We start from the raw sequence: 12,083 nt of genomic DNA on the forward strand, positions 1-12,083 counted from the left end.
GTTTGCGGGGCGTCTTTTATGGCTTGGTTGTTTTTCTTTTCAAGCCCATTTCAGAGCTTATAAAATCAGCAAAGGAAGACACCACCTTGGAGCTGCGTCCGGGGGGAAAGCGTAAGGCCAGATGAACCGGAGCTATTTCCGGCAAGCCGTCCATGGGGGTAGCGTGGCGGCATCCTTCCATCTGTGTATCTCTGGTTACCGGGGCAATGGCAATCCCGGCTTTGACTGCGGCCATGACTCCGGCAAGGCTTGGACTACGGTAGACTATCCTGTGTTTACGTGAGTTCCCTTCAAGAGCCTGCAGGGCATTATGGCAGTAACAGCAATCCTGATGATAGAGGGCCAGCGGTAAGACATCATGGTCAGCAGGGCTTATTTGTTCAGCCATGATCCAGACCAGTTCAAGGGGGATTGAGTTTGCTGAACTTTGACTCTCATTTGTGATCATTAAATCAAGCTTCCGCTCATTAAGCAGGGGATCTAATTTATAAGCGTCGTCACAGAGCACTTCCACCTGCACCATTGGGTGTGACATGGAAAATCGTTTAAGTGCTTCCGGCAGATGCTGGGTCGCATAATCATCCGGAGCACCGATGCGTACCTGCCCACTCAGTTCCGGTTGAACTATGGCCGCGACAGCCTCATCGTACAAATCCAGAATTTTCCGCGCATACTCGTACAGAATCTCACCTTTCGGGGTTAAGCTTGCCTTTCTCCCTTCACGTATAAAGAGATCATATCCCAGCTCTTCCTCCAGCCGCTTGATTTGCAGGCTGACAGCTGCCTGAGTCCTGAAAACCAGCTTGGCAGCTTGAGTGAAACTTCCGGTGTCTGTTACAAGTATAAATGACCGCAATACATCCGGCGGTAATTGTCCCAATAAATTTTGATTAGCCATTTTTATGGGCTACATAAAAACGATTAATTTGTCTAATTGAACTAAATAGCGCATATCTGCGTTGGATTGAGAGTGTTTACAGATTCAGGGAGTCAAATTGAAACAACCAGTTAAAATCAGATTACTTCAACTTGTTAAGGAAAAAGAAGGAATTACTTCTGATGTACTTTTTGAGCTTATCGCTCGGGAGTATGAAGGGGAGAGTTTTGTGACCCCGGAAAACCTTGATGAGTACCTGCGTGCATTTTCGCTGCGTGGGTTGCTGGAGACGATTCAGACAAATGAACCTGTATCTGATGGTGTAGCGTGTAAGGCATGTCGGGTGACAGATTTGGGAAAGCGAAGCTTAAAAGCTTTGTTGTAATTAATAGTTTGAAAAACAGGCAGGATTATAATGAACGTTTATATATACCTTACAATAGCGATTGTATTTGAAGTTGTGGCAACAAGCGCCTTGAAAGCATGCGAAGGTTTTACCAAGCTGGTTCCCAGTCTGATCGTCATCGCAGGATATGTTGCTACATTCTATTTCTTTTCACTTGTACTCAAAACCATGCCTGTGGGCGTTGCCTATGCCATCTGGTGTGGACTGGGTATCATACTGGTTACGCTCATGGGTGTTTTCCTCTACGGCCAAAAGCCTGATTTAGCCGCAGTTGTGGGGATGGCCTTTATTATGGTCGGAGTCGGTGTCATAAATTATTTTTCCAAGACTATTGTTCACTAGAAAATAGTCTTTCCTCCCTTATGACAAAGGCCCTGCCGCGAACATCTGTTTGCGACAGGGCCTTTGTTTTTTTACTGAATGGCAGCCAAGCTAAAAGCGAAGCTTATTGAAAGGCTTTGGGATTCTTGCACTAGCCCTTAGTCGAGAAGCTTTGCTTCGAGTCTTAGGGATAGCGACAGTGGAACAAACCCTTTTTCAAAAGGGTTTAAGCCGCCGGAGGCTCTTAGCGTGCGATCATAGCCCGGAGCATGTCGGCGCAGATCTCAGCCTGGTGTGCCATTTCGTTGAGGCAATCAACGAAGTGGGTCAGCTGGTAGATATCTTTGAAGTCCATATCGGAATTGTAGATCTTTTTGCTCAGTTCCTTGCGCAGTTCCATGGAGCGAGCGTAGTGCTTGCGGACTTTGCGGAACTTATTCTTGGCACCTTCACGGTCAATGGACTTTCCTTCATTGAGAGAGATGGTGGCTTTCAGCGCGGGGCCGAGGCTGGTGGTGGTGTCGTTAACCTCGGAGAGCAGCAGGATTAGGTCCTTCTGGTATTCAGAGGGAATTGTTACCTTGCGCATAGCCAGCCAGTGCAGGGCTTCCTGCGCGCTGTCCAGAATATTGTCCTGGTTGCGGGTGTAGTTGAAGAACAGAACCTTATCCACGGACATGAACATGGAGTGCGGCAGGTGGTTGCGGATGGAACGCTTGATTTTATCCGCCTGACTTTCAACGGTATCGATCTGTTCGATCAGTTCGCTGAATTCACGGCAGGTGTCGTTACCGGCTACGTAGCACTCAACGGAATCGTTGATAATGTGGATACACTCAGCGATTTTGTCGTAATGCTTAACCAGCCCGTCCATGGGGTTCTTGTTTACGATAAGGCCTAAGAAAGGAAGACGAAAGTGCATAATGTTCTCCTTGTGTTATCTAAATGCAAGCCCATTTGAGCAGGCTGAAAATTGTTATACTAGTGATCGCGGCAATGGGAACGGTGAGCACCCAGTAGAGCACGATTCTTCCGAGAATTTTAAAGTTTACCGCTGAGAAACCTCTTGCGAGTCCAACACCTACAACCGCACCTACTGCGGCGTGGGTGGAGGATACAGGCAATCCAAGATTGGATGCTGTCAGTACGGTTGAAGCAGCACCGAAGTCAACAGCGAACCCGCGGGTGTTGGTCAGTACGGTGATCTTTTCACCCACTGTGCCCATAACCTTGTGTCCCATGAGTGAGATACCGATGGCAATACCAAGTCCGCCCATAACCAGCAGGCCCATGGGAACATCAGCTTTAGCCATCAGCACGTGTTCCTTGGAGATCAGGTAGATGGCTGCAACAGGGCCGATGGCGTTGGCAACATCGTTTGCACCCTGGGAGAGGGCAACGTAACAGGATGTCCCCACCTGCAGTTTACGGAAGGTTGCTTCCACAGCCTCAGCGCCATCTTCAGGATCGCCAACAAGCTTGTTGATAGCCAGTCTTCCGGCAAACCAGACCAGAGCGGCAATACCAAAGCCAAGGGCGAGTGATCCCATGAAGGGGAGCTTCAGGTTTTTACCCATGGGGGTTTTATATAAGAATGAAAGGGAAATTAGCAGAACTGTCAAGCCCATCCAGATAGGAGCCCACTTTTTGGCTTGATGGATGAAGTCCTTTTTGAAGAGAATTGTTTTCCGTATGTGGGTGAAGATGGCAAAGGCAATGGTTGCGGCAAAGAATGGTGAAATGATCCATGACATTACAATACCGACCATTTTCAGCCAGTTAACCACGTCCGGTCCGCCTGCAACAAGGCCGAAGCCGAGGATGGCACCCACAATTGAGTGTGTTGAGGATACCGGCAAGGCCGTAAATGTTGATATGAGTACCCAGAGTCCCGCTGCGAGCAGGGCCGAAAACATACCGATCATGATGATTTTCGGATCGGCAATTGCCGCCGGGTTAATGATCCCTTTACTGACCGTTGCGGTCACATGGGAGCCGAGGAAAACCGCTCCCGCAAAGTTCAGGGTCCCTGCGATCAGTACTGCCTGCCGGATGGTGATGGCTTTTGCGCCAACTGCTGAAGCCATGGAGTTGGCTACGTCGTTAGCTCCTAGGTTAAAAGCCATCATGAACCCTGCAAACAGGGACATGTAAAAAAACAGATCGTAAATATCCATTAGAGATAATCCCCTTGTTGTGAATTCTGTTCGAATTCAGAAGCTTGTTCAGCTGCTACCGGGAGTTTCACACAAAATGAAGAACCGGTACCTGTTGTCGCGTCAACCGGGCTTTCCACCCAGATGTCACCGTTAAAGTTACGTGCAAGACTGCGGCACAAAGCCAGCCCCAATCCGGAGCTGCCGTGTCCCACAGCGTTTTCATCCAATTTGAAAAATCTTTCGAAAATACGTTCCTTGTCAGCGGGCGCAATTCCCGGACCTTCATCAACAACCCTGACTATTGCGAATTCGTGGTCGGTTTCTGCCTGAACCTCGACACCTGTGTTTTCCGGTGCGTACTTTATGGCATTTTCAATAAGGTTGTCGAAAATCTGGACCAAACCTTCGCTTGTTCCGGTGATCTTGATTTGCGGTATTTCGCTTTTGCTGAGACTGATGTTTTTGTTCTCGGCGAGGGATTGCAGGTTGGCCATGCTCAGTGCAACACATTTTTGCAGATCAGTAGGTTTGGTGCGTAGTTTATTCCCCGAATATTCACTGCGGGCCAGAGCGAACATGCTGGTAATGACCTTGGACATATGGTTGGCGTTATCAAGTATGGTTCCAAGGAAGCTGGTCAGGATTTTTTGATCCTGCGGCGGGTTGTCAATCAGGGTTTCGGAATATCCCTTGATGCTGGTCAGCGGGGTGCGCAACTGGTGGGAAGCGTTGGAAACAAAGTCACGGAGTATTTTTTCCATCCTTCTCATTTCACTGATGTCGTGGAAAACGAGGATCAGTTTGCGGCGGCCTTTGTAATCTTCGTAGGAGCAGATGGTTACGTTCATGGACCTGCCGTCAGCAAGGTCGACGATCAGGGAGTCGGAATTGTTTTCGCTGCCGTGCTTGAGGATTTTATCAACTGCATCCTGAATTTCATGGCGGGTCAGCACTTCAAGAGGAACCCGGCCCAGGAATTCCTGTGTGTCAGGGACAAGTTCCGTCATGGACTTGTTAACAGATTCTATCTTTCCCTTCGGGTCGAGGACCATGATGCCTTCAGTCATGTTCTCGAACATGGCGTCCAGCTGGTTGCGTTGGTCTTCAATGATGCGGATATGCCCCTGAATCTTTTTAGCCATGGTGTTGATGGAATTTGCCATCAACTTATATTCACCGCCGGGAATCACCCTGATGCGTTTACTATAGTCGCCTTCCCCGATAGCTTGAGCGGTAGCCGAGACTTCCTGCACTGCTGAGGTGGTGCGTTTGCCGATAAATATGAGGAGAATTGCGGAGCCGACAGCCAGCATGGCGAGGAGTATGGAAAAGTGGAGCATGACCCGGTCCAGTCTTTCTCCTATTATGGAGTAGGGCAGAGCTAATCTGATGAACTCACCGTTATTGCCCATTGATTTGGCGACATAGAGCATTCGGGTTTGCAGGGTTTTGCTGTAGCGGATGTTCTTTCCGGTTCCGCTGGCCTCTGCGGCGATGACCTCAGGGCGGTTGGAGTGGTCATCCAGTTCTGGAAGCCTGCTCGCTTCCACACTGGAGTCGGCCAGGACCTTGCCCTTCTTTATATATGTAATGCGGACATCAAGATGGGAACCCAGTTCCGTTATTTCATTTTGAAATTCAGGAGTACCGGGACTGACCGGGCTGTGGCTGATTTTCCAGCGAACGTAATTCAGGAGTCTGGAAGTATTCTGCCTGCTGGAAGATGTAAGCTCTTCTGACACTGTTCCATAATAGAACCAGAAGGTCAGCAGCAGGGCGCATAGTAGTACTGCCCAGCCCCAAAGCATGATCTTCATATGTAGTGATGTTTTAGGCAAAAAACTTCTCCCTGAGGATTGTCCATAACAGAAATGTAACTTCGCTGATCGTCACAGGGGAGTAACAAGCATGTTAATATGGTTAGGTCAAGTTTTGTTACAAAAGTGTGTTGTTAGTTTATCTTTTTGAAATAGTAGGAAAAATGTTCTCGACCCCAGTTTGGCTCGCCAAATATGATTGTTACAATACAGTGACAATTGCCTTTTGTCAGCAGAGTATGCATGTGATGGATTGAATCAATGTGATATCTGCGAGAGACGCAGATGGTATGTTGAATGGAGTTGAGTTTTGGTTTATTAGTGCTCAGGCAGGTTAGCTAACTGATACTGATAATGAATAAGGCTGAAAACAATGTCGGAAAAAGTTGAAAAAGCAATTCAAGATTTGGTTATGAATGGTCCGGTGTCCTTGGAAGAGTTGGCCGAACGGCTGGGAAAGACTCCTAAAACTCTGGCTCGTGAAGTTAATCCGGATGATAAAAAAGCCAAGCTGGGTGCCGAGACCCTTGTAGAAATCATGCGTATTACCGGTGGTGTTGAGCCTTTGCGGCTTATGGCTGAGGAGTTGGATCTTACGATCGAGTCGCTTGATTAGCGTGGATGTTTGCTGATTAAAATGTCGGCAAAAGCCAGATATTAGTGTTGTACTTGAAATCGATCGATAAACCGGAATAGTTGTCATATCCGGTAGTAATTGTCCTCTTCTCGTCAAGATAGACTCCCTTCATTCCCACAAAAGAATTTTCTTCCGGGGCAGCAGTGCTGTTTGTGATGCCGTCTAAGCTAAGGGCGGCATCCATGAGTCTCGGTGACATTTCTGCTGCTGTGAATGCTTGCAATGCACGTTTTCGTTCTTCCCCGGTCAGCGAAGAAACTATCTTGCCCAATTCTACAATTTTTCCTGCTTCTGGGCTGCTGTCCAGAGCCTCATCATAGAGATCATCTGCCTCTTCAATCATGCCTAAGGCTAGATTCATGCATGCCAAGTTGTTGAGCAGTCTTCCTTTTCCCCCTTCATCCAAATCCACAGCCAGAGTATATAAAGACTCCGCCCGTTCCAGTATTGCTGTAGAGTTTGTATATAAGCCGACAACTGCAAGAGCATCCGCTTTCAGGGTTACAGCTTCTTCCCGGCTTGTCGTGTCAGAAAAACTGGATCTTCCTGCCTGCTCCAAAGCTTTGGCCAGCTCTGCGGAAGGGGCAAGGGCCATCTCCCTGATCAACAGGTTCAGTTGCAGAAATCTAGGTTTCAAGCCTGCCCTGACGGACATGGGGCGGGAAATGAGCTCTCTGGCCTCTGTCCGGTCAGTTGAGTTAGTGGAGAAGTAGAGGCTTGCTGACAGGATTTCAGGTTGCTCACCCATCTCAGCATCAAGCTCCATGGTCTGGCGGAACATATTTTCAAATGCTTCAGCATTGCTCATGGCAGGGTAGGCCAGCCACTCTTCCAGCACGTTGATTCCGGCCTTGATCAACTTAGCTTGTGGAAGATTGAACTTCTCATATCCGTCAGCATATTCCAGAGCCTTTGGCAGGATAAACCTTGTGGCGGAAGCTTCTTCAGAATTGCGTCCGTCAATCCTGATAGTGGGCAGGGCTTCTGCTGTTATGCGTTCCAGCTTGTAAGCCAGGGCCAGCTCATAAAAATAACGGTCTTTGTTCTTCATGCGCTCTGCTCGCTCAAGATAGGGCCTTACCGAAAGCAGGCTGTCTGTCCGCTGGAAGGCTAGGCGGGCAAGTCCGGTAAAGGGGCGGGCGTCATCAGGTCTTATGCCGTTGAGCCTATGGAAAAGCGGTTCTGCAAGATCGGGTCTGTCCAGCAGGATAAGCGCATTGCCTTTTTTGAGTTGCAGCTCAAATGAGTCCTGATCGGTTATGGAGAGTGCTGCCTCACAAAGATTTGCCCTGCGGGGCAGGGAGCTTATCTGGCGACGGAGATCGTCATCAAGGTCCGGGTTGGCTAGCAGCGGCTTAAGTTGTGTGGAGGCTGCTCCTCCGGATTCAATATCAAGATTGCTGTATTGCGCCTTGGCTGTGGTCAGCAGCATTTCCGGGGCTACCGGGAGTGATGAAACCGCTATGGCACCACTCAGCAGGGGAGCTGCGCGGGTAATGTCTTCCGCTTTCAGGGCCTGTTCTCCTAGTGAATACAGAACCCAAGGGACTACCGGAGAATGAATGCGGTCATGGAAAATGCGGGAAGAGAGTATCAGTTGTGCTTCCTGAGCTGTTTCGTATGCCTGAGTGAGAAATTCAATGCGTTCAAGATTCTTTTCCAATGTGTGCGGGCCGCTGTTCTTCTGATCAAAATTTTGCTGCAGTTTTTCGGAGATAGTGCGGACTGTGTGTAAATCAAGCATGGAGCAGAGTTTCATCAGGATAATACACATATCGCGGCATGAGGCGTCATATACAGATATGTTGTTCCTGATTGCTGCGGCCACAGCGACCAGCTCTTCCACATCATCCATATTGAAACGATGTTCATTATTACGCAGGCGGGTCAGGATGTTCTCGGCACGGTAGGCTAGGTATCCACCGCAGGTAGCATTGCACAGTCCGGGGAACCTATTTTGGGAAATTACCGGAAATTCAGGAAGGTCTGAGTCTGCAGGGCCGAGAATGTTGTCCAGTAAGGCTTTGCCGGGACCGGGCATGTTGGCAGGAATGATGGAGTCCCGTTCTTTGACAGATATTTTTACCTTGCGTCCGTTCGGTCCGGGGGTCAGATAGATGCGGACCTTTTCAAACAAGCCGCAATTCTCAAGGATGATCCGGGCGGCAATAATTTTTTGCGGGGTGGCTTTTTCTCCGGGCAGTATCTGGGCCAGAGCCATTACTGCGTTGGGGGTAAGGCGGGAGTCTCCGCTGACATCAATTGAAGCAACAGACTGGTTTGAGATCAGTCTTGCTGCTGAGTCTGCCAATCGGTTGGCTGCAGGTTCGGAACTGCTGCCGCCGATTTGTTTGCCCTTAATGAACACATCCGGTTCGAGGTGAAAATTATCGGCCAGCAAAGCCGAGAAAGAAGTTCCCTTCCCATCCCGGACCATCAGCCCGGAGAGAGTGTATCTTGATTCCGGGGGCTGTTCTGTGCAGTTCTCACAAACCAGTCCTGCGGCTGTTAAGCGTTGCTGGATAAAGCTCTTGAATTCAGGCGAGGGTTGCCCGGAAGGAGTAAGGAAATCTCCAATGGATATGTGTGTAGGCGAGGCTTCGACTGCTGCGGGCAGCAGGGAAATAAAAAAAGCTAGAAAAAGAAGTTTTACTGAAATTGGAAAACGCATCTAAGCCTCTTGGTAAATATAAGTAAGATATGGCTTAATAAGTAACCTATCACGGCCATTTAATCCAGCCCTGCATGTTTCGACTTGGCGGGAGAACTCTGGTACAGGTAGCCCACATACCGAATATGAACTTTTTTATGAAAATATAGATCAGGAACCGGGATCAGCGAATGGATAAAACATATGAGTCTGGCCTTAATGAATTCTGCCGTAAAAACTGGGTGTTGCTGCTAGGCCTGCTGCTTCTTTTCTCAGCCGCAGTTTCTTTTTACGGAACATGGCTGAATTATTTTTATGATATTGACGAACCCAAGTATGCGCGAGCTGTTTATGAAATGATCCACAGCGGAAACTTTCTGGCTCCCATGTTTGATGGCATGCCTCGTATGGAGAAACCGCCGCTTGCTTACTGGGTAATGTCTCCCTTTGCATGGCTGGCTTCACTTGACGGTTTCAGCGGCAACATCCTGCCCTTGCTGCGTTTACCCACGGTGATCAGTTCCGTACTTATGGTGCTGGGAACTGCTTTGACCGGGCGTAAGCTTTTCGGTCCAGCCACCGGGTTGCTGGCCGGGATGATCCTGCAAAGTTCCGTGCTTTTTAAATTCATGGCCGTGATGATGAAAGTAGACGTGGTTTTCGCTTGCTGCGTTACTTGGGCCACATATTCTTACCTGCTGCGTTACCTCGGAGACAAAAGTACTAAGACAGCAATCGGCGGTGCGCTGCTGACCGCTTTGGGAGTGCTGGCTAAAGGCCCCTTCGCTTTCCTGCCCATGGCCGGTTATGCGCTGGCGGTGGGGATTCGTCACAATGTAAATAAGAAGCATGAGTCCGGTGAATCCACATCTTTCATGTCTGCCATAAACATAAAGGGGCTGGTGGCAGCTAAGTGGGCTGACCGCAATATCCTGCTGCTCTGGTTTATTGCCGGGTGTGCTCCGTTCTTTCTCTGGCTTTACGGGGCATGGCTTAGTTCCGGGTTCGATTATACTCAGGGGCTGCTTGGGCAATTTTTCCATAATACTGCTTCCACAAGTTCCAAGGTTACAAATAAACTAAGTCACCTTGATCCTTATTTCGATACCCTGACCGTCATATTTTTCCCATGGGGCGGTTATGTGTTTGGAACTGTTTACGGTATCTGGCGCAGTATCAGGGAAAAGTTTAATGAAAAGTATGTCTTCATGGCCTGCGTTTTTCTGGTCTACCTGATAGTCTTCACCCTGCTTTTCAAGCTCAAGTCCAACCGTTATATGCTGCCGATACTGCCGTTGCTGTCCATTCTGGTTTGTGACTGGCTGGTCAATGCCAAGCGGGATAAAGCGTACCGCACTCTTTTTGAGATGGGGTTTGTCTGGATTCTGTCCATGGCGGCCATGCTCGGTTACCGCTCATTCAAATCCATGAGCGTTTCGGTGAACCTTGCGGATCGCGTACCCGTGGGCCAGTATATGGAATTGATGTTTCCTTTTTTTATTGCTCTGGGGGCATTTTTTCTGGTGTTGCTTATTGTAAGTGTCAGGCAGTCCCAGCGTCCGGCCCTGCATATTGTGGTCGGTTCATTGGCTATCACGGCGGTAATGCCTTTTTATTACAAGGCCCTGCCGTCCTATACGTCCCTGACTGAGAATCGCCCCCTGCCTATTCTGGCGCAGGCTGTTACCGACAGGATTGCCGAATTATCCGATGGCGATACTCTGGTCATCCATCGTCCGTTCTTCATCAAGTCCTTTCCCGACGTGGCCTACTACCTTAAAAAGCTTGATAAGGATGGAAACTGCATGTACTCGCTCGGTTCCGGGGGTCATCCCGGGGAGCTGCTGCAGGCTCTGGCCACGCCCCAAATTGCAGCAGAATTGTTTAAAAAAGAACATCCGGATGCGGAAAAATATCCGGTTTACCAATACCTGAAAAATAATCAATTCAAGAATGCAGTGTTGCTGCTTTCTTCAATTGATTATTATAAAATGAAACCTTTCATTAATTCCCTTCCTCCCATAGTTAAAAAAATTATTGAAATTGAGGAGAGGGAGTTGCTGACCATTAAGTGGCTTAAAGATAAGGTTTATATTGTCCGTTTTAATCACGGTAAAATGAAATAATGTCAGATAAAAACAGAATGATAGATATACTTGATTTGGAATACAGCGAGCTTGAAACTTTTGTCTCGCAGGAGCTTAAGGCTCCCCGTTTTCGTACCGACCAGATTTGGCAGTGGCTCTGGCAGAAGGGTGTCGAAGATTTCGATTCCATGACCAACCTGGCCAAGAATCTGCGTGAGGAATTGAAAGCCAAGGCTGTCATCAACCATCCACAGGTAGATGTGGTCCAGACCAGTAAGGACGGGACCATCAAGCTGCTCCTGCGTCTTAAGGACGGTGCGCTGGTGGAGACTGTGCTCATCCCCATGGAAGGGCGTTACACCCAGTGTTTGTCTACTCAGGTGGGCTGCGCCATGGCTTGCACCTTCTGCAACACCGGGTTGATGGGCTTCGAGCGGAACATGTCCATGTCCGAGATGCTCGGTCAGGTGTTGGCGGGACGTAAATATCTGCGGGAGAACAATCTTGATCCGCTCAAGAATCTTGTTTTCATGGGCATGGGTGAGCCCTTGCTCAATCTTGATAATTTGATCCGCACCCTGCGTAATTTAAACAACCCGGATGGCCTTTCCTTTGTGCCCCGGCGCATCACTGTTTCTTCCGTCGGCTTCGTCAAGCAGCTGGAAGAGCTGGGCAAGACCGGGCTGACCCTCCCTGCAATTTCCCTGCACGCTCCCACTCAGGAGTTGCGTGAAAAGATTATGCCCAAGGCCGCTAAGACCCACATTGAAGACCTGCTGGCAGCCATGGACCGTTTCCCGCTCAAGCCGAGGGAAAAGGTTACTTATGAATATCTGCTGCTGGGCGGAGTTAACGATTCCATTGAGCACGCCAAGCAGTTGGTCAAGTTGCTTGGGCACCGCCGTTGCAAGGTCAATCTCATTGCCTACAACCCCGGTGACGAGCCGCTCTACAAGGCCCCCACAAGGGAAAAGGTCTTAGCCTTTGAAAAATATCTCTGGGATAAGAAGATAACCGCAACCATCCGCAGGTCCATGGGACAGGATATCAAAGCGGCTTGCGGGCAGTTGAAAGCTGACCAGATGAAATAAATAAAAAAAGGGGTAGCTTTTAACTACCCCTTTTCTTT

At 48.9% G+C, this 12,083-nt stretch carries 10 protein-coding genes; 5 read left to right on the plus strand and 5 right to left on the minus strand.

The genetic code is table 11. The features are described 5' to 3' along the window. Positions 1-16 precede the first annotated feature (16 nt). Positions 17-898 (minus strand): LysR family transcriptional regulator, encoded by an 882-nt coding sequence (locus ACO05Z_RS20615; protein ID WP_421904068.1) that lies wholly within the window; start codon positions 896-898, stop codon positions 17-19. Positions 899-995: 97 nt separating this feature from the next. Between ACO05Z_RS20615 and ACO05Z_RS20620 the strand changes: the two genes are divergently transcribed. Both ACO05Z_RS20620 and ACO05Z_RS20625 read left to right on the plus strand, forming a co-directional pair. Continuing rightward, positions 996-1,262 carry a hypothetical protein gene (locus ACO05Z_RS20620; RefSeq protein ID WP_421904069.1) on the plus strand — a complete coding sequence of 89 codons (267 nt, stop codon included), beginning with the start codon at positions 996-998 and terminating at the stop codon, positions 1,260-1,262. Positions 1,263-1,292: 30 nt separating this feature from the next. Next, positions 1,293-1,625 carry a DMT family transporter gene (locus tag ACO05Z_RS20625; protein ID WP_421904070.1) on the plus strand — a complete coding sequence of 111 codons (333 nt, stop codon included), beginning with the start codon at positions 1,293-1,295 and terminating at the stop codon, positions 1,623-1,625. 223 nt (positions 1,626-1,848) lie between these two features. Here ACO05Z_RS20625 and ACO05Z_RS20630 read toward each other — a convergent pair whose 3' ends face one another. Genes ACO05Z_RS20630 through ACO05Z_RS20640 form a run of 3 tightly spaced genes read right to left on the minus strand, consistent with a single transcriptional unit; the run spans position 1,849 to position 5,601 of the window. After that, on the minus strand, positions 1,849-2,526 hold the full coding sequence (locus ACO05Z_RS20630) for a DUF47 domain-containing protein (protein WP_421904071.1): 678 nt from the start codon (positions 2,524-2,526) through the stop codon (positions 1,849-1,851). A 19-nt stretch (positions 2,527-2,545) separates the two neighbouring features. Further along, positions 2,546-3,781, minus strand: coding sequence for an inorganic phosphate transporter (locus ACO05Z_RS20635; RefSeq protein ID WP_421904072.1), 1,236 nt, complete (start codon positions 3,779-3,781; stop codon positions 2,546-2,548). Further along, entirely contained in the window at positions 3,781-5,601 is a 1,821-nt protein-coding gene (locus ACO05Z_RS20640) for a HAMP domain-containing sensor histidine kinase (protein WP_421904073.1), read from the minus strand. Before ACO05Z_RS20640 ends, ACO05Z_RS20635 begins: the two co-directional genes overlap by 1 nt. A gap of 352 nt (positions 5,602-5,953) precedes the next feature. Between ACO05Z_RS20640 and ACO05Z_RS20645 the strand changes: the two genes are divergently transcribed. Further along, entirely contained in the window at positions 5,954-6,196 is a 243-nt protein-coding gene (locus tag ACO05Z_RS20645) for a phage regulatory CII family protein (protein ID WP_421904074.1), read from the plus strand. A gap of 16 nt (positions 6,197-6,212) precedes the next feature. Here the strand turns inward: ACO05Z_RS20645 and ACO05Z_RS20650 are convergent, their stop codons facing one another. Then, entirely contained in the window at positions 6,213-8,888 is a 2,676-nt protein-coding gene (locus ACO05Z_RS20650) for a cyclic nucleotide-binding protein (protein ID WP_421904075.1), read from the minus strand. 170 nt (positions 8,889-9,058) lie between these two features. Between ACO05Z_RS20650 and ACO05Z_RS20655 the strand changes: the two genes are divergently transcribed. Together ACO05Z_RS20655 and rlmN are read left to right on the plus strand one after the other, a co-directional pair. Further along, positions 9,059-10,993 (plus strand): ArnT family glycosyltransferase, encoded by a 1,935-nt coding sequence (locus ACO05Z_RS20655; RefSeq protein ID WP_421904076.1) that lies wholly within the window; start codon positions 9,059-9,061, stop codon positions 10,991-10,993. Positions 10,994-11,010: 17 nt separating this feature from the next. Next, a complete protein-coding gene (rlmN, locus tag ACO05Z_RS20660; RefSeq protein ID WP_421904077.1) occupies positions 11,011-12,045 on the plus strand; it encodes a 23S rRNA (adenine(2503)-C(2))-methyltransferase RlmN in 1,035 nt (344 codons plus the stop codon). Positions 12,046-12,083 lie beyond the last annotated feature (38 nt).

Origin of the sequence: Maridesulfovibrio sp. (genome assembly GCF_965230075.1) — a bacterium.
Lineage (GTDB): Bacteria > Desulfobacterota > Desulfovibrionia > Desulfovibrionales > Desulfovibrionaceae > Maridesulfovibrio.